The organism is Acinetobacter sp. SH20PTE14, assembly GCF_021391555.1.
In the GTDB taxonomy this organism is placed as follows: Bacteria; Pseudomonadota; Gammaproteobacteria; order Pseudomonadales; family Moraxellaceae; genus Acinetobacter; species Acinetobacter amyesii.
This window is the reverse complement of sequence record NZ_CP090067.1, coordinates 1,604,380-1,622,904: the sequence shown is the minus strand read 5'-3', so window position 1 is coordinate 1,622,904 and position 18,525 is coordinate 1,604,380. Positions and strand designations below refer to the sequence as shown.

Here is an 18,525-nt window from a genome sequence, read left to right as displayed (position 1 = left end):
TATTTAAATCAAAGTTTAATCTTCAAAATGTACAACAGAGCGAATTGATTTACCTTCATGCATTAAATCAAAGGCTTCATTGATTTTATCCAGCCCCATGGTATGGGTCACGAATGGTTCAAGTTTGATCTCGCCTGACATGGCTTCTTCTACCATACCCGGTAATTGTGAACGACCTTTAACACCACCGAAAGCAGTGCCTTTCCAAGTACGACCTGTAACCAATTGGAATGGACGGGTTGAAATTTCTTGACCTGCACCTGCCACACCAATAATCACAGATTGCCCCCAACCACGGTGAGCACATTCCAAAGCAGAGCGCATCACATTGGTATTGCCAATACATTCAAATGAATGGTCGACGCCCCAACCCGTCATTTCTACAATCACTTCTTGAACTGGACGATCATAATCTTTTGGATTGACGAAATCTGTAGCACCAAATTCTTCAGCCAGTTTGAATTTGTCAGGATTGGTATCTACCGCAATGATACGACCTGCTTTGGCTTTTTTAGCACCTTGTACCACAGCCAAACCAATACCACCTAAACCAAAGACTGCAACTGAATCACCTTCCTGAACTTTAGCGGTATTTTTAACTGCACCAAGGCCTGTTGTTACGCCGCACCCCAACAAACACACATGCTCGTGGTTCGCTTCAGGGTTAATTTTTGCCAAAGACACTTCTGCAACCACAGTATATTCAGAGAATGTTGAACAGCCCATATAGTGATAAATCGGCTGACCATTATAAGAAAAACGTGTTGTGCCATCTGGCATTAAACCTTTCCCTTGTGTTGCTCGTACAGATACACAAAGATTCGTTTTACCCGATTTACAGAATAAACATTCACCACATTCTGCGGTATAAAGCGGAATAACATGATCACCTGGTTGCACTGAAGTCACACCTTCACCGATTTCAACCACAACACCTGCACCTTCATGCCCTAAAATTGCTGGAAATACGCCTTCAGGATCATCACCTGACAATGTAAATGCATCGGTATGACACACACCTGTATGGCTAATTTTGACTAAAACCTCACCTGCTTTAGGTGGTGCCACATCAATTTCAACAATTTCTAAAGGCTGACCCGGTCCAAAAGCAACGGCTGCACGTGATTTCATGTCTAAAAACATCCTGTATGGCTTATATTAACAGATGAGTTACAGTAACCTCTTTTTAAGCCTAGATACAACCTTAAAACATGATGTTATGATGAATTTTTAAAGGAATGATTTATGCTATTCGAATGATAGAATTACGTGAAATAAGTTGTACTGTCGGTTTAACTGTTTCGATCAGCCTATTAATTGGATGCAGCTTACCTAGCAATCAGTCAAAAAAAGATGTCCTTATACAATCGCATGCAGACAAATGGATTACGTCAGCTTCAGACTTAGAAAAATTACAACAAAAACAAACAGCTTATTTAGCCTTAGATGATGCCTTTTTAAGCATTGCTTCTCGCCTACATTTGATTCGAAATGCAAAATACACCATCGATTTGCAATATTACATTTGGGAAAATGATGCTATTGGGCATCTGATGTTTCAAGAATTACTGCATGCCGCTGACCGGGGGGTAAAGGTAAGGCTATTAATTGATGATCAAAACGGGACGAAACTCGATCCGACCTTACAATCCCTTTCAGCTCATCCCAACATTTCAATCAAACTGTTTAATCCCTATAAATTTAGAAAATTACGTGTCATTGATTATGCATTTCGCTTAAAGCACATTAACCATCGTATGCATAATAAATTAATTATTGCCGATGGTTTTATGGGCGTAACTGGCGGTCGTAACATCAGTAATGAATATTTTGATGCCAGTGAAAGTTTTCAATTTACAGATTTGGACATCCTTTTCTATGGGGAAGCCATTCAACAAGCCAATCAAGTGTTTTTGAACTTTTGGAATGATGATTTAAGTTATTCTGTTCAGCAATGGATTGGTGCAGGTACAAAAGAAGACTTAAATCAATTAAGACAAACGTACCAAGAAAACTCTACAACGTTGACTAAAGATCAACAGCGCATTAACTATGCACAGCAACAACTGGCGGCTCAGCTTAAACTTAGACCGGTAAATTGGGCCGAAGCACATTTCATTGCGGATAGTCCGAATAAAATTCGTGGTGAGGCTAAAGAGCAAGAATTAATTTATAACCAATTTTCCACCTTAATGGGACAGCCCAAAGAACGCATGGAGTTGGTTTCAGCTTATTTTGTTCCCACGCAACAAGGAACTGACTTTCTGATGGGCCTTGCAGGTAAAAATGTAGAAGTCCGTGTGTTAACCAATTCATTTTTAGCCAATGACGTCGCTGTCGTTCATGCGTTTTATCAAAAATATCGCAAAGACTTACTCAAAAATGGCGTGAAACTATATGAATTTAAACCTTATATAGAGCGTTCAAAACGCACATGGTATGAGGTCATAACTGGAAATATCATCCCCGCAAAAGGCAAAAATGCCTCTAGTTTGCATGCAAAATTTTTCGATATTGACGGTATGGTGTTTATTGGATCGTTTAACTTTGATCCACGTTCCGCAAATTTAAATTCGGAAGTTGGTCTAGTTGTTAAGTCTGATCGATTACAAAACGATATTTCGGCGGCATTAAACCAGTATTTACCGCAAATTGCATATGAATTAAAACTGGATGAAAAAGGCGAAATCATTTGGTTAGAGCATCAAAAAAATGGAACAATTAAAACCTATACTCATGAACCAGAAACAACACGATTCCAACGATTTAGTATAAAAGCAGTGTCATACCTCCCTATTGAATGGATGATGTAATGACAATGTACTGCTAATTGGTTAAGTTTTTCTCATCGATAAGATCTAATAGGAACGATTTAAGCAGTTTCAAGCAACTCAATAATGCTCTTGTTCAGTCTCGTTCATATGAGTGCTGGCTTTTGAAAATAACCAAACCATTGACTTCACCCAGACATTCCACTTGGCCATAATTGGCTGCTTTCAGCGCATCTAAATGCTCCTTAACAGACATATACAACTCATGATTTTGCTGAGCATTTGGTGCATATAAATGATCACATAGAAAATACACACCTTGTGTATTTAATAGCGTTTTTACAGTCCGATGAAACTCTGCTGCATACGCCTTATGTCTCAATTCATGTAAGGCCTGATGAATAATAATCACATCAAAGCAGCTGTTCTGATTGAAATAAATAGATTCTTCCCAATTAGATTGTTTGAAATCCCCTGTTATAAAATTACATTTTAAGCGTTGCGCTGCACTTAGTTTTTCTTTTGCCTAGTCATGCATAGCTTCGGAAAAATCAAATGCTGTGTAGTGAATATTTGGACAATGATTGATTAAAAACTCAGCCAAATAGCCTGGACCTGAACCGAGTTCAAGCACGTACGCATTCGGGTTGAAAGCCAAAATAGAGTCGACATACATTTGAAAGATGTCATAACGCCACGGACGTTTAAGATTGACTTCAGCGGCCCATTGTTTAACTTCGATTGGATCTTTTAAGTCTATAGGGCTGGGCACATCTGTTATGTGTATATTATTTTCTCAATTCATTTATCTTAGACTTAATTTAGATAGATTGAATGCTATTTATACATAAAATATCTCAATAAAAGCAAAGGTTTTACTCACACTTGATGATGCTTTAACATCCAACGCTTATTTTGTTTTATCTCCCCCTAAAGTTTTCTAATGCAATTTTTTGATTTAAGCCGCCAATTTAATTTAAGTGATATTTTAACGCCTTTTACAACGCTCTCTGACCTTGGTCATCAAGAATGGTTTTTGTCGAAAGTTCGGGTTGAGCATGACTGCTTATCTGACAATGACATGATTGAAGGCCAAGCTGTACTTAAATCTAATCACAATATCCAAATTGAGTTGGAATGGTTAATTCAAGATACAGGTCATGAATTACAGCTTTTATTTAAAGGCATTGAAACTGCAGCTAGCGAAGAAACTTTGGTGATCGTGAAAGGTGCGCAAATTGTAGATGATGCAAACAAAAAAGTTTCATCTCAGACACTGAGTTTATGGATCGATGGCACTTTACTACCTATGCTGCCTCATATTCGCAAAGAAATTAAAGCGCGTTTAAACCTTTGGGATTATGTTGAATATGATGGCTAATGCCTCGCCTGAAAAACTGTTTGGCCTTAAAAAAAGTAATCAATCACAGACCTGAAATCTGCATGATTTTTTAGTTAAGCTGTATCTTGCAATTTCAGCTCATTCAGACACTGCTGCAAAACATCAAATACTTTTTTGTCGATGCACTGCGCGACATTAAAACGCATGTATTGCCCTGCGTTCTGTGCTGAGCTGAATGAATTGCCTGGTGCAAGAATGATACCTTGCGTCAAACAGCTTTTTGATAGCTGTGCTGCATCAATATTTGCAGGTAATTGACACCATAAAAAAATGCCAGCTTTGGGCATAACGACTGGATGAATGTCTAGATCTGCAAGTTTCTTTATGGTATCCATCATGTGTTTTTGTAGCTGTTTTTTGACCCATTCAATATGCCTTATATAACTACTGTCCATAAGGGCTTGATAAATAATCTCTGCATTTAAATGACTGGTATTAAAATGGGTTGCAATATTCAAATCAATCAGCTGATCAATTATTGATTCGTGAGCAATGATATAACCACAGCGCACAGCAGCAGAAAGCGTTTTGGTAAAACTGCCAATTTGAATTACTTGCTTTAAACCCAGTAAAGTTAAATAACGTGGCGCATGTAGATACTCAAATTCGGCAAAAATATCATCTTCAACGATTATTAATCCACTTTGCTCTGCCAATTTAGCAATTTCAAATGCCGTTTGCATAGAAAGTGCTGCACCAGTTGGGTTGTGTATGCCTGAGTTGGTTAAATAGATTTTGGGCTGAAACTGCAGCACTTGCTTAAATACTTCTACATCTGGACCATTTTTGCCATACGGTACTGTAATGTAATTCAGCCCATGTGCCTTAATCAGTGCCCTAAAATTAAAGTAACATGGATCATCGATCAGAACCGTATCACCAGTTTTAAGTAAATGCCGAAAAATCAGATCAATAGAATGTGTTGCAGAATCACTAATGAAAATCTGCTTCAAATTAAGCATTACATCATAAACCTCACCTTTACGAGCAATATAGCGGCGTAAATTTGTATGACCGTGTGGCGCCGAATAATCTATTAAGAAACTGCTATCAGATTTAGCAGCCGTTTTTAAGGCTTTACGTAAAGTCTGCTCTGGCATCCATTCTTTTGGCAGCCAGCCGCAACCGGGAATCAGCATACCTTCATGAGCATCTAGCGATTGGCGTGAAATCCACAACGGATCGACCTCTCGGTTATATTCAATAGCATGCTCACTTAATAAAACATTTGCAGTAGAACGTTTGCAGACATAATAGCCAGCTCCAATTCTTGACTCCAATACACCGCTACTGACCAACCGTGCATAGGCTTCTACAACAGTTGAAACCGAACAGCCCAACTGTTGGGAAAATTGACGTACCGAAGGAATGCGGCAGCCTTCAGAAAGCTGTTTCTGATCGATCAGTGTTTGGACTTGCTGCATGACCCATTCGATTTTTGTCATCTTTTCATTTCCTTATTCATGCAGCTTTAGTGAAATATTACGACACACTTTGAACTTATTAATTGACAGTTCAGTCTATTAATCGTTCTAAATCTTGGCTTTACAGCTTATTCAAAGATGGCTATAGATGCAAATTGTATGGGTATTTTATCCATAACAGTTCTTTTTAATTGTATTTGACTGTATCTATTTCAGTCATACAGTACGGTATAAATTTTATTACATATCTTTAGACCAAAAATATGGAATGAACATGCAATTTGACCTCAAAGAAGTTCATCAGGGCTGGCTCAACGGTTTTATTGGCGTTGTTATTTTTGCAGGTTCTATGCCTGCAACCCGTGTTGCCGTTCAAGGCTTTAGCCCCGAATTTCTGACAGGCGCTCGCGCCTGTATTGCCGCTATTTTAGCATTGATACTTTTATTCGTTTTAAAGCAGCCTAAGCCATCTATGCTGCAAATTAAATCCTTATGTATTGTTTCAACAGGTGTTGTCATTGGTTTTCCATTATTTACGGCACTGGCTTTACAAACAGAAACTGCGGCTCACTCTTTAATTTTTGTAGCTTTACTACCATTGGCCACGGCTTTTTTTGCAGTGCTACGTGCCAAAGAAATGCCTAAAAATGCCTTTTGGCTGTTTGCAGGTGCAGGCAGTGCTTTAGTCATCTTTTTCATGCTACATCAATCTGGTGTTAAAGGAATTTCTTTCGGTGACATCTATATGATTATTGCTGTTCTGCTCTGCGGATTGGGCTATGCCGAAGGTGGCGTACTGTCTAGAGCTTTAGGTGGATGGCAGGTCATTTGCTGGGCTTTAATCATTGCTTTGCCACTGTTGCTGCCACTCTGCTGGCTCTATTTCCCAAACGATTTTCAACATATTCCTCTCAGCGCATATATTGGCTTAGCGTATGTGTCATTGTTCAGCATGTTAATCGGCTTCTTTTTTTGGTACAAAGGCTTAGCTTTGGGTGGAATTACCAAAGTCGGTCAAATCCAGCTAGTACAGCCCTTTATTGGCCTTATGCTGTGCGCCGTATTATTAAATGAACAGATTAGCCTACTGATGATTGCGGTATCTTTAGCTGTAGTGAGCTGTGTTGTTATAGCTAAAAAGTACGCTTAAATATTTTTTAAATTGCCTAATTTTAAAGCAAATACAGTGGCATGAATGACCAGTTCATTGCCATTGTTTAGCACAAAAATAGTGAAAAACTCTGATAGAGTGATATGCATAGACAATAATAAAAAAGGCAAAATCATGAATCATCAGAATTGGACTCAAATTCGTAAAGTCGTTGCAAATGCCCAACGTGCGTCTATGCATTGCTCGATTGCTACGGTTGATCAAAATTACCAACCAACAATCACCCCAATTGGCACTTTATTTTTACATGAATCAACCTTTTCAGGTTTCTTCTTTGATACTTATTCAGCGTCACTGCGGGATAATTTAACAATGAATCCAAAAGCCTGCATACAAGCGATAAATAGCAGCAAAGTCTTTTGGCTAAAATCATTAATCAATGGTCAATTTCAAGAATATCCAGGGATACGCCTATATGCTGAAATTGGTGAGTTACGGCCAGCAAGTGAAACAGAATTCGCTTTGGTTCAACAAAGAATTAAGGCATTAAAATGGACTAAAGGTAGCCGCCTAATTTGGAATAATTTTCATCAAGTGCGTGATTTTTCTGTACATGACTTCAAATGGGTACAATATCCTGCAATGATGCCTAAATCATCTTTCTAAGGAAAGCAACCATTGATAAAAGATTACACCCCAAGCTTTCTTATAGTAAGTCAATTTCTTTAAATAATTTACTATACGCTTCAGCTTTTTTTTCCAGTGCTAGTGGATAAGCTCTAGATGATGATGGCATACGGTATAAAGTCAAATCTCTGCCTGCAAATTCGGTATGAACAGCATGCCCAATGTGTGGTTTTTCCGTATTTTCTGGCATAGAGAGCATTAAAGTATCAGTCGCTTTGTCTCCTGTCGTCATAATACTATGGCAATTAGGCATCTGCGTAAGAAGCTTCGCAATATCGGTTTGCTGATGGATCTGTAAAAACTTGTCTGACGCATTGCCTTTCAAACGAATCACTTGATAGGCCGTATCAAAAATGCCTATGCCTATTTCATTTAAAAAATCTCGAATGAGCTGTTCTTTAAAAGTTTTGCTCTCTAGATTGAGAAAATGATTTTTATCCTGAAAAAAACATAGGCCAAAGATTTTCCACATGTCATTTTGAAAATTTGGATAATAAAAATCCATTTTCCAGCGTGTTTTGGGTGGCGGAAAACTCCCTAGCATCAATAGTTTCCCATTTGATGGCAAAAATGGTGCTAAAGGATGCGTTTCGATTTGCGGATTCGCGTCGGAAATGTCTTTGCTCATATAAATTTAACTTCGCCCAGTGGTTGAATCATAAAATGTCTATGAAAATTGTTCAGTGATTTGTTTAGCTATTTTTTCAGCCCATAACTGATAAATTTCTTTACTCGGGTGAAAGCCATCTTTGGCCATTTGTAAGTTTTTCTCACGATATTCTTGTAAATCGTATTCAATTAACCGCATATACGCTTGAGTGTTAACATAATTTTTTAACAGCGCATTCATCTTTTGTGAATATTGTCCAAACAACCATGACAATGGAAACGGTAAAGCTGGAAACGCATCCATTGGTGGCACACCTGAAATGATCAATAGCTGTGGATGAAACTTTTCCTCGACAGCTTGATATAAACGCTGCTGGAGCTTCAACCATTGGTCTGGCTGTTTTAAAGCTGTGACATCATTGACACCAACAGAGCTGATCACGACATCAAAGTTCTGCATAGTGACATTATCCAAAGCATTGATGATTTGCTGGCTGTTATGCCCCGTTGTGGCTTCAAGGCAAAAGTGAACTTGATAATCAGGCGATAAAATTTTAAGCAATTGTCCCAATAGCGCATCCGACTGATGCTCGACGCCGACACCTGCTGCCGCTGAGTCACCAAGGATCAATACCGATAATGGCCGATTACCCTGACCAAGAATTCCACAACGCTCTCCAACTGGTTCTGCTAAACGTGGAGTATTTTTTTTCACACGGTAACCTTGGATCAGTAATGCAGGTAACAGCAGCAGTGTCGATACTTTGAGTAGCATAATATTCGGGCAATGATTTAAAGCTTATCGTCTTCATTATTTTAAATGGTTTATAAAACAAAGCATTGACTCTATTGTAATTTTTCTACGTTTTCTTTTGTTAAAAGTGGCATATTGCTAGTTTTTTATATTAATAATGATTATCATTTATTGGTTTTCATCCTGCCTATTTTATTATTTCAATGAAAAAACTTTCCCCACTTTTTTTAGCTTGTTCTATGAGCATTGCTGTTTCTTCTGCTTTTGCCCAAACTCAAAATTCACCCGCTTTAACCGATACAACGGAAAAAAAACAATTCCCCTATGCTGCTGCATGTGAAGATGTCAAAGCGCAAAGCCAAATATTACTAAACCTACAACATCAGTTAAATCAAAATCCAAAACAACATGCTCAAATTCTTGAAGATTTTTGGAAGCGTGTAGAGCTTATGGGTACACCAATCATTGAAAACTATGATGAAAAACATGACCGTATAATTTTTTTATGGAAAGGTGCGCAGCATAATGTACGCCTTATTGGTGGCCCAAGTAATGACCATGAATGGTTGACGCGCCTACCAAATACAGATATTTGGTTTAAAGAATCGATTATTGATCATCGTTATATTGGCAGTTATAGCTTTGCTGTCGATTTACCGAACTTAGAAGGTTATCTATCAAATTATTGTCCGCATCTGAATCCAAAACTTAAAGAATCAAGAACACAGCGCCGTGCTGTGATACAGGTACAACGCATTGATCCTTTCAACAAAAACACTTATCTCGCAAGTGATGACACATCAGGCTTGCGTAATGAAAATTTAGTGGCGCTTAAAGATGCCCCGCCTTTTATTGATCCAAAACAATATCCAAATGTGCACCAGCCCCAATTACAAGAGTTTGTTCTAGACAGCAAAATTTTGAATAACTCACGTAAAATCCAAATTTACCAATCTAAAGCTAAGAAAAATCAAAGCTATATCACCGCTATATTTTTTGATGGTCAGCAATATAACGAGTTGCTGAATGTTCCAAAGGCATTAGATATATTAGTTGAGCAAGGTCAGTTACCGGCAATTCAAGCCATTTTTGTTTCTCCACCGAACGATCAGGAACGACCGAAAGAATTAACACCAAATACTAAATTTTCAGCATTTTTTAGTGATGAACTGATGCCTTGGATTCAAAAAAATGCACCTGCAAAAGTCGATTCGAAGAAAACGGTACTACTTGGGTCAAGTCTTGGCGGTTTAAGTTCAGCTTATTTAGCCTTAGAAAATCCAAATCAAATTAGTCATGTCGTACCGTTATCTGGATCATTTTGGTGGCAAAATGCGCCGACAGACCTACCTAATGGCATGAGTAAAATCATTCGGGATAAAAACTCACAACCTAAACAGCATTGGTTTATTACTGCCAATAGTTATGAGAGTTCACGCAATAATAATGAACTGAGTATTTTAGAGACTTCGCCTATTGTTGCAGCCGACTTAAAAAGCAAAGGTCATGATGTACATTACAAATCGTATATAGGCGGACATTCCTACGCGGTCTGGCAAGTTGCCTTGCAAGATGCACTCAAACATTTTTTTGCGCAAAAGTAGTTTATAAACGTTTAGATCATAAAAAAGCCCTCAATTGAGGGCTTTTTTTGAAGATGGTACTGATTTAATTCCAGCGGTTTATGCGTTTAAAGGTTCCAAAATCATTGAAACGTACACCAACCTCACGCATGACTTGGTGTGCAGTTTTTGCAGTTAAGTGACGAATATAAAACGGCTCTTTGACCACAAAATGGTGGATGGCATGGGTCGAACCAAAGTTAAAGCAAAATAATTGCATTGGGAACAACCACCACGGATTTAACACCTGAGTTTGTTTAATGACATCGCGTGGGTCAATATCACCATAATAATGCATATTTGAGCTGATAAATTGTAAGCAGAAAGAACGTATAAAGTTCGGAATAATCCAAATCACAGCTAGAAAATTAATCGTTGGAATTAACTTCACTAAATTGACTGACCAACTAATACTTTGTCCTAACATTGGAGCAATACCATTCACCACATGATAAATGACAAATACATACCAGATGCCGTAATAAACAAAACTTAAAGGGAAAAATCCAGTCAATTGAGAGAACAATGCCGTTTTACGTTCTTTTTCAGGTTGTTTTTCAATGAATTTTCCAATCATTTTGAACATTTGAAATGGGCGTAAATACACCGTCATCAATTGATCGCTAATGATCAATATACGACGTAAACCCCACGGCATGCCATTACTAATGCCCCGTTCTTCCAAATCGTATTCTGAACCTGAATATTTATGGTGGTTGAGATGCAAACGACGACGTGCCCAAGGACTAATGGTATTCGGACGTGCTAACCACACCAAGGCCAACATGAGATGGTGAGCCCACGGCGTCTTTTTAAAGTACATATAATGAATCAGGTCATGTTCTAATTCATGTGTCAGTGAAGCAAACATCGCCACCAAAATCACACAAGCCCATGCCGGTAAAATGCCAACAGCAAACGCCCAAGCTGAACCCAACATTCCTAGTAGCGCAAAAATAAGGATGGCTGCGCCTATAAAGTTTTGATGTTTTAAAATGGGATATTGCTGACGTAAGTCTTCACCAGCTTTCGTTACGACAGTTCTGACTTTGTTAATTCGCTGTTGATCTGTCATATCGGAAGACATAGACATAGTACAAACCTAAAAATTAATGAACAGTTGTACATTAAAGCAAATTAAAAAAAAGGAAATCGCTATTTTGAGAACAAATCATCGTCTGTTCAATTATTCAACATTTTATTTATTTTCAATATCTTATTTATAAATAATTTGAGTAATTACTCCATTTTTTCTTTGCAAAATCGGCTGCTTTTAATGTCTTTTCATCACAGGTTTTATGTATTCCTTTTTAACCTACAGAGGAAGGCGAATATCATTTGAGAATAAAAAAGCCCCAATATTGGAGCTTTTTTATTATATAAAGAATTAACCTAATTTATTCACGATCTTCAACGGCAATATTTTCATCGCAAGACCTAGAGGCAACCACGGCCATTGTGGTACATAGGCTTTAACCGGTGCTTTCTCAATGGCTTTTGCTAAAAGATGTGAACCCGTTTTTTCATCGACTTCAAATGGCAGTTTTTTCGCACCTTCATTGATCTCTGTACGAATATAACCAGGGAAAATAGTGGTTACTTTAATTGGGGTATCAATCAATTCTGCACGAATACCTTCAGCTAGAGCAGCAACACCTGCTTTACTTGCACCATAAGCCGTTAAATGTTTAGGCATACCACGCATAGCACTCATCGACGAAATCACCACCAAATGCCCTGCATTTTGGCTACGGAAAATTTCAACTGCAGCTTCGCATTGCGCCAAAGCAGAGATAAAGTTGGTTTCAACTGTCGCACGGTTAATTTCAAAATTACCTTTACCAATACGACGGCCTTCACCAACACCTGCGTTGACAATAACACGGTCAATACTGCCAAAATCTGCTTTAAAGGCACGGAACACTTCAAACACTTGATCGTAATTTGTGACATCGAGGGTTTTCGCAATCACTTTGATGCCATATTGGCTTTCCAGTTCATTTTTTAGCGTTTCTAGACGCTCTAAACGACGTGCACAAATGGCTAAGTTGTAGCCTTTTTGTGCAAACTCGCGTGCCATTCCTGCACCAATCCCTGAGCTTGCACCTGTAATTAAAATTGTTTTAGCCATGATAATTCCTTTGTTTATCTTAGATCCAAGTTAATAAATTTGGATCAACTGCTTTTATAAAATGATGTTCATTTAAACTGAGTAATTGCGGTTCATTTCCAACCAAACGCAGTGTTGTCATACTGGTATTGGCAATGGCCCAATTAAGTGCAAATGTTTTTTCAGGACTCAGCCCTAAAATTTTACCGACTGCAACCGAGATCACTCCACCTGAACTAAACACAACGGCATAACGTGGTTTGGTTTCAGCCAGTTGAGTGCATAACTTTTCTAGCGCTGTTTCGACTCGATTTTTAAAATGTGGCCAAGATTCATCGTATTCATGATGAAATTCTCCGCCTGTCCAACGTTCAATGGCACCTTCAAAAATTTTAGATAAATAAGCACGCGGGTTTTCATGCTTAGATACATCTTCTTTTAATAAATGCGGCTGGTTAAATCGAGGTTCATACTGAGCAAAAACTTGCTGATGATTAAATTCATTCCATGCGTTATCTGTATCAACTTGTGCTTCTGGAAAGCATTCAGCCAATGCAAGATTGGCTGTTTGTTGATGACGTTGCATGGAGCCTGCAACTACATAAGGACTTTCTTTTAAAATACGGTCGAAATACTGTCCCAGCACCTTAGCCTGTAGCTCGCCGTTGGGAGAAAGCTTGTCATAGCTTTCTGCACCAAAAGAAGCCTGACCGTGCCGAATTAAATATATCGTGGTCATTTCCCTAAAATATCCTTCATTTTTTCAATATATTTTTGTGCCACGTCATTGGCTTCAAGTTTTTGCAAACCAATAAGTTTTAATGCACGAATATGTAAAGCATGGATCACAATCCAAAAATCTTTAAATGCGGGATTATTGGTTTGTTTATGGTAGTAGCGGTAATAAATTTGCTGTGCGATCACAGCCAAACGAAAAATGCCGAACACTTCATAAAATGTCCAATTGTCCGTTTGAAGCCCAGTTTTTTCTAAGTAATATTCAACCACTTCTTTACGGCTAAACATGCCTTTTAGATTAGTCGGTTGACGGCGTGTGGCTTTAAAAATCGCGTTATCACCACTTTCAACCCAATACGCCAAAGCCGAACCTAAGTCCATCAATGGATCACCAAGCGTTGCCATTTCCCAATCCAATACGCCAATCACTTGGGTAGGATCATTTGGATCTAATATCACGTTATCAAAACGCCAATCGTTATGAATTACACAGGTTTTAGAGTCAGCAGGTATATTGTCTTTGAGCCAATTACGGACATATTTAAAAGAAGGAACATTTAAGGTTTTGGCTTTTTCATAGCGTGCGTCCCAACCTTCCACTTGACGACGACAGTATCCGTCGCCCTTGCCTATTTTTTCTAAATCTGTGCCTTGGTATGGCACTTGATGCAGCTCAACGAGTTTATCAATCACATTGATGCATAATTCGCGAACTTGGCTTTCATCAAAATTTAATTCTTTGGGTAAGTTTGCACGTGGAATGATGCCTTCTACGCGTTTCATCACGTAGAAATCACAGCCAATCACTGATTCGTCCTGACATAGCGCCACCATTTCTGGGAGTACAGGATAAAATTCAGATAATGCCTTCTGTACATTATATTCACGTGCCATATCATGTGCAGACTTGGCTTTGGTGCCTTTCGGTGGACGACGTAAGATTAAATCAGCATTGTCGTATTTTAAGCGATAAGTCCAATTTGATGCGCCACCTGAATATTGAGTGACTTCAACAGGCCCTTCTATTTCAACGCCATGTTCAATCAACCAATTACCTACAGCACGGACATCCAGTTCTTCACCCTCACGAACTGAACCGCCTACATCGATCACTGACATGCTTTTCTTCCTAAACTTGAATCTATCATAATGATAAAAATATAATTTTCTATAGATTTATAGCATGGACAACTCGGGGTTGCCATGCCAAATATGTGACTACAACTTGTTTATTTTTTACGGCGGCTGCTGTAACCGCGCTTTGCCAACTCTAATTTGGCAATCATACCTTTATGCACTTCATCAGGGCCATCGGCCAAACGCAGTGAACGTGCTTGCGCAAAGAAACCTGTGAGCGGTGTATCTCGAGAAACTCCAGCACCACCGTGGATTTGAATCGCCATATCGACAACTTTTTCTAAGACACTCGGCGCAACTACTTTAATTGCAGAAATCTCGGTTAATGCAGCCATATTCCCTAGAGTATCCATTTTATATGCTGCATAAAGGGTCAGTAAACGTGCCTGATCAATCGCAACACGTGCTTCTGCTACGTGTTCTAAATTGCCACCGAGTTTTAAAATTTCTTTACCAAAAGCAGTACGGCTCATACCGCGGTCAATCATCAGTTCTAGCGATTTTTCGGCAGCACCAATACAACGCATACAATGATGAATACGGCCTGGGCCTAAACGACCTTGTGCAATTTCAAAACCTTGACCAGCGCCGCCAATGAAGTTTGCAACAGGAACACGAACATTTGTGAAGCTAATTTCACCATGTCCATGTGGCGCATCATAGTCGCCAAACACAGGTAACATACGTTCGATTTTGACTCCAGCAGTTTCAACAGGTACTAAAACCATAGAATGCTGATGATGACGGTCTTTGCTTTCATCTGGTGTATGCGCCATAAAAATAATGATTTTGGCATTAGGATCACCTAAACCTGAAGACCACCACTTACGGCCATTCAACACAATTTCATCGCCTTCAACGACAGCTGTAGCTTCCATATTGGTTGCATCACTTGAAGCAACAGCAGGTTCTGTCATACAAAATACTGAACGGATTTTGCCGTCCAGTAATGGTGTTAACCATTGCTGCTTTTGTTCTTCAGTACCATAGCGCCAAATCACTTCCATATTGCCGCTGTCTGGTGCATTGCAATTGAATACCGTAGGTGCAAGTAAACTACGGCCTGATAGTTCTGCGATGTGTGCATATTCTTGTACAGATAAACCTTGTCCAAGTTCAGCACATGGTAAAAACATATTCCACAAGCCTGCAGCTTTGGCTTTATCTTTTAATACCTCTAACTGTGCTGGCCATTGCCATTTGGTCCAATCACCACCTTGGTTCAACTCATGAACTTCTGCCCAAAACTCAGTTTCTACAGGCTCAATTTCATCTTTAATAAATTTTTTTGTTCTTTCAATATAATCTTGTGCACGTGCTGAAAGTTCAAACATGACAACATCCTTTAAATATTATGTTCTTTACGCTTTACAACACCATAACCTGAAATCTAATATGAACAAAATGATTTAATTCAATAGATGAACATGAATAGTATTCATAAAAACACTGTCATCGATATGGGTGTGTTTCACCGTATGGATATCAATTTATATCCACTTTATATCGCAATTTATGAACAAAAAAGTATTTCAAAAGCTGCGCAAATTTTGTGTATTACTCAATCTGCAGCGAGTCATGCACTTCAACGTTTAAGACAACATTTACAAGATGACTTATTTGTACGTGCTGGGGCAAAAATGCTTCCGACCCCATTTGCCGAGCAGATTTATCCTGTAATTAAAAATGCGCTTATTGCGATTCAAAGTATTTCTATCCAAAAACAACAATTTACTCCTTCAATGGTACAGAGCTTAAAAATCGCGGTACATGATGAAATTGAGCCGATCATTTTTCCCAAGTTAGTTGAACACTTTCAACAGCAGCAGTTTCAGATCCAATTTTCCAGTATTAAATTAGATCGTAAAACCATTGTGGCTGATCTAGCTGCACAGCAAATCGATTTTGCGATTGACCTTGAGCAAAACTTTGGTGAAAAAATAAATTTTCAAACCTTAGTTGAGGACCAATTCGTGGTTTGTAGTCAACATCCTAAGATGGATGAACATATTTACCTATCTGCTCCTCATATTGGGGTTTCTTCCCGACGTGCAGGTGTATTAGTTGAAGATATTTATTTAAATCGTAAAAAACACTCTAGAGAGATTTTTTTACGCTGTCAGCATTACTCTACTGCGCTACAAATTTTGGCACAGCAACCCAAGGCGATATTGACGATTCCACAAAATATTTTGACGCATTTACAGGTTGCTCCCGAACTGAATATTTTTGATGTACCTGTAAACTTGCCTAAAATTAAACTAGGGATGTATTGGTATAATGATTTGGAATTAAATTCGCGGCATGTTTTTTTGCGAAGCGAAATTTCTAAAATATTTGCTTAGGCTATTTTATGATGATATATCAGCTTGCTTAGGCTATTTACATGGATTTAGATTTAATTCTGCGTGATGAAACTTGCTGTATATTTATAGATCAAATGCTGATTATTTAAGGTATTTTTAACTGACCGTCGGTTTATTCGACAGCCATAAATCATGAGTTCTTATAAAATCTAAATTCGTGTTTTTATGCGATATGAGCTCGTTCATATCATTTTATATGCTTTCAAATCTCTCCGCGAATTGGCTCATGGCGTTAGGTGCAGTACTGTGCCTGATCACAGTCTATGTTCTCTATAAAGTCACCATTTTCTTAAAGGATTTTTTCCAGCCTTTTAAGAAAGGAAAATCTTACCTCTGCCGTGTATCCGATATTAGTGATGGCGATACCCTCACCTGCTATCGGATGAATCTGAGACGTTCTAAAACCAAACTTCGCTTTGCTTATGTGGATGCGCCAGAATCGACACAAGCCTACGGTAAAGAGTCAGCCCGCCTGATCAAATCTATGGTTTACAAGAAATTTGTTCGTGTAAAAATCACTGATGTAGACCGTTATGGCCGCTGCGTTGGGGTCATTTATCGCTATCGTAAATGCATGAATGAAGAAATGGTAAAACGTGGTGCTGCGTGGGTGTACGAAGAATACATCCGTGACCAAAAGCATTTGCACTATATGATGAATTTACAAAGTAAAGCACGTAAACAAAAGAAAGGTTTGTGGAAAGCCAGTCGTCCAATGCGCCCTAAAGAGTATCGTAAATTACATAAATAACAGACCACATTACAGCATGGCTAAGGAATATTTGATGACTTAGCCATGTCTAATATTTGACCTTTTTTTACTTCGCTATACAATAATGCTGCCCTTTTGGGCATAGAAAATAAATTAGATAATTAAAATTGGAATAATAATGACTGAACTTACTTCAAGCGAATTGAATCCGTTTCAACAAGATCAAAATATTCAACCTCAAATTCAAAAAGCCGATCATCCACTGTCTCCTGAAGGACGTTTTGGCCGCCTGTCTTATTTAGCGTGGTTATTTATCATTAGCATGATTTATACCTGTCTATTGGGCATCAGCGTCGCGCTAGGTCTTTTTGCATTTTTCAATTCAGCAGAACGTAGTATTGAAGCACTTTTTAATTCATTCTTAGGACTCAGTGCAATCGCACTGATTGTCGTTTCCATCGTTGCAATGTTTGTCGCAATGATCTGCATTACGATCCGTCGTTTACATGATCTAAATAAAAGCGGTTGGCTCTGTTTAATTTTTCTCATCCCACTGGTCGGAACCATCTTTAGCATTTATGTGATGGCTTCAAAAGGCACTGAAGGTGAAAATAAATATGGCATAAAACGTCCAACGGAACAAACAGAGAAAGTTATTGGGTCATTGTATCTAATCCTGATGATTGTTTATTTATTGGTCATGATCCCATTGATGTTCAATATGCAAAGTATGATGAACAATTTAGAACAAGCGCAATTACAAGAACAAGCGATGATGTCTGATAGTGAACCTGAATTAACGGATGAACAAATTGCGGCTTATTTAGAGCAAGCTGAATCAGAAGGTGAAAAACTTGCTTATGCAGATGGTGAAAGTGTAGAAATTTCAGAAAATGCAGACAGTTCAGCGGAAGATGCTGCAATTGCAGCTGCAGAAGCTTCTGTAGAATAAACCCGTATTGTTTAAGGTATCAATTCAACGATATCATTGAACGATAAGCTTTAAATGAAATGCTATGCAAGAAAACCTGTGTACGCGCAGGTTTTTTTATACCTGTTATTTATGCTTTAAGTTGTTCACT

At 38.4% G+C, this 18,525-nt stretch carries 19 protein-coding genes; 8 read left to right on the top strand and 11 right to left on the bottom strand.

Features of this window, described 5'->3' with window-relative positions:
• Window positions 1-15 precede the first annotated feature (15 nt).
• Window positions 16-1,131, bottom strand: a complete 1,116-nt coding sequence (locus tag LXF01_RS08140; protein ID WP_233945367.1) for an S-(hydroxymethyl)glutathione dehydrogenase/class III alcohol dehydrogenase — start codon at window positions 1,129-1,131, stop codon at window positions 16-18.
• A gap of 125 nt (window positions 1,132-1,256) precedes the next feature.
• Here LXF01_RS08140 and LXF01_RS08135 point away from each other — a divergent pair, with 125 nt between their 5' ends.
• Window positions 1,257-2,813 carry a phospholipase D family protein gene (locus tag LXF01_RS08135; RefSeq protein ID WP_233945366.1) on the top strand — a complete coding sequence of 519 codons (1,557 nt, stop codon included), beginning with the start codon at window positions 1,257-1,259 and terminating at the stop codon, window positions 2,811-2,813.
• Window positions 2,814-2,907: 94 nt separating this feature from the next.
• Here LXF01_RS08135 and LXF01_RS17570 read toward each other — a convergent pair whose 3' ends face one another.
• A complete protein-coding gene (locus tag LXF01_RS17570; protein WP_326489502.1) occupies window positions 2,908-3,183 on the bottom strand; it encodes a hypothetical protein in 276 nt (91 codons plus the stop codon).
• A gap of 114 nt (window positions 3,184-3,297) precedes the next feature.
• Window positions 3,298-3,543, bottom strand: coding sequence for a class I SAM-dependent methyltransferase (locus tag LXF01_RS17565; protein ID WP_326489501.1), 246 nt, complete (start codon window positions 3,541-3,543; stop codon window positions 3,298-3,300).
• A gap of 171 nt (window positions 3,544-3,714) precedes the next feature.
• On the opposite strand from LXF01_RS17565, the gene LXF01_RS08125 reads away from it, so the two are divergent.
• Complete coding sequence (locus LXF01_RS08125; RefSeq protein WP_180073906.1) at window positions 3,715-4,152, top strand: hypothetical protein; 438 nt, start codon at window positions 3,715-3,717, stop codon at window positions 4,150-4,152.
• 74 nt (window positions 4,153-4,226) lie between these two features.
• Here the strand turns inward: LXF01_RS08125 and LXF01_RS08120 are convergent, their stop codons facing one another.
• Entirely contained in the window at window positions 4,227-5,618 is a 1,392-nt protein-coding gene (locus LXF01_RS08120) for an aminotransferase-like domain-containing protein (protein WP_442781359.1), read from the bottom strand.
• 253 nt (window positions 5,619-5,871) lie between these two features.
• On the opposite strand from LXF01_RS08120, the gene LXF01_RS08115 reads away from it, so the two are divergent.
• Window positions 5,872-6,747: a DMT family transporter gene (locus LXF01_RS08115; protein WP_180155775.1), complete on the top strand. Its 876-nt coding sequence runs from the start codon at window positions 5,872-5,874 to the stop codon at window positions 6,745-6,747.
• A gap of 132 nt (window positions 6,748-6,879) precedes the next feature.
• Window positions 6,880-7,374, top strand: a complete 495-nt coding sequence (locus tag LXF01_RS08110) for a pyridoxamine 5'-phosphate oxidase family protein (RefSeq protein WP_180064222.1) — start codon at window positions 6,880-6,882, stop codon at window positions 7,372-7,374.
• A 40-nt stretch (window positions 7,375-7,414) separates the two neighbouring features.
• Here LXF01_RS08110 and LXF01_RS08105 read toward each other — a convergent pair whose 3' ends face one another.
• Entirely contained in the window at window positions 7,415-8,023 is a 609-nt protein-coding gene (locus LXF01_RS08105) for a uracil-DNA glycosylase family protein (RefSeq protein ID WP_180155777.1), read from the bottom strand.
• Window positions 8,024-8,062: 39 nt separating this feature from the next.
• The gene (locus LXF01_RS08100; RefSeq protein ID WP_233945365.1) at window positions 8,063-8,779 is read right to left on the bottom strand and encodes an SGNH/GDSL hydrolase family protein; all 717 of its coding nucleotides are present in this window, start codon (window positions 8,777-8,779) and stop codon (window positions 8,063-8,065) included.
• 218 nt (window positions 8,780-8,997) lie between these two features.
• Between LXF01_RS08100 and LXF01_RS08095 the strand changes: the two genes are divergently transcribed.
• A complete protein-coding gene (locus LXF01_RS08095; RefSeq protein WP_233945364.1) occupies window positions 8,998-10,362 on the top strand; it encodes an alpha/beta hydrolase-fold protein in 1,365 nt (454 codons plus the stop codon).
• Window positions 10,363-10,426: 64 nt separating this feature from the next.
• On the opposite strand, the gene LXF01_RS08090 is transcribed toward LXF01_RS08095, so the two are convergent.
• The 5 genes from LXF01_RS08090 to LXF01_RS08070 all read right to left on the bottom strand — a co-directional run bounded on the left by LXF01_RS08090 (window position 10,427) and on the right by LXF01_RS08070 (window position 15,699).
• A complete protein-coding gene (locus LXF01_RS08090; RefSeq protein ID WP_233945363.1) occupies window positions 10,427-11,473 on the bottom strand; it encodes a fatty acid desaturase in 1,047 nt (348 codons plus the stop codon).
• Window positions 11,474-11,767: 294 nt separating this feature from the next.
• Window positions 11,768-12,511, bottom strand: coding sequence for an SDR family oxidoreductase (locus tag LXF01_RS08085; protein ID WP_233945362.1), 744 nt, complete (start codon window positions 12,509-12,511; stop codon window positions 11,768-11,770).
• Window positions 12,512-12,530: 19 nt separating this feature from the next.
• On the bottom strand, window positions 12,531-13,229 hold the full coding sequence (locus LXF01_RS08080; protein ID WP_111884351.1) for a histidine phosphatase family protein: 699 nt from the start codon (window positions 13,227-13,229) through the stop codon (window positions 12,531-12,533).
• A complete protein-coding gene (locus LXF01_RS08075) occupies window positions 13,226-14,347 on the bottom strand; it encodes a phosphotransferase family protein (protein WP_180023619.1) in 1,122 nt (373 codons plus the stop codon). The genes LXF01_RS08080 and LXF01_RS08075 overlap by 4 nt, the downstream gene beginning before the upstream one ends.
• A gap of 110 nt (window positions 14,348-14,457) precedes the next feature.
• Entirely contained in the window at window positions 14,458-15,699 is a 1,242-nt protein-coding gene (locus LXF01_RS08070; protein WP_233945361.1) for an acyl-CoA dehydrogenase family protein, read from the bottom strand.
• 93 nt (window positions 15,700-15,792) lie between these two features.
• On the opposite strand from LXF01_RS08070, the gene LXF01_RS08065 reads away from it, so the two are divergent.
• The 3 genes from LXF01_RS08065 to LXF01_RS08055 all read left to right on the top strand — a co-directional run bounded on the left by LXF01_RS08065 (window position 15,793) and on the right by LXF01_RS08055 (window position 18,395).
• The gene (locus LXF01_RS08065) at window positions 15,793-16,710 is read left to right on the top strand and encodes a LysR family transcriptional regulator (RefSeq protein ID WP_233945360.1); all 918 of its coding nucleotides are present in this window, start codon (window positions 15,793-15,795) and stop codon (window positions 16,708-16,710) included.
• A gap of 217 nt (window positions 16,711-16,927) precedes the next feature.
• The gene (locus LXF01_RS08060) at window positions 16,928-17,482 is read left to right on the top strand and encodes a thermonuclease family protein (protein ID WP_078193824.1); all 555 of its coding nucleotides are present in this window, start codon (window positions 16,928-16,930) and stop codon (window positions 17,480-17,482) included.
• A gap of 139 nt (window positions 17,483-17,621) precedes the next feature.
• Window positions 17,622-18,395 carry a DUF805 domain-containing protein gene (locus LXF01_RS08055; protein WP_233945359.1) on the top strand — a complete coding sequence of 258 codons (774 nt, stop codon included), beginning with the start codon at window positions 17,622-17,624 and terminating at the stop codon, window positions 18,393-18,395.
• Window positions 18,396-18,525: the final 130 nt, after the last annotated feature.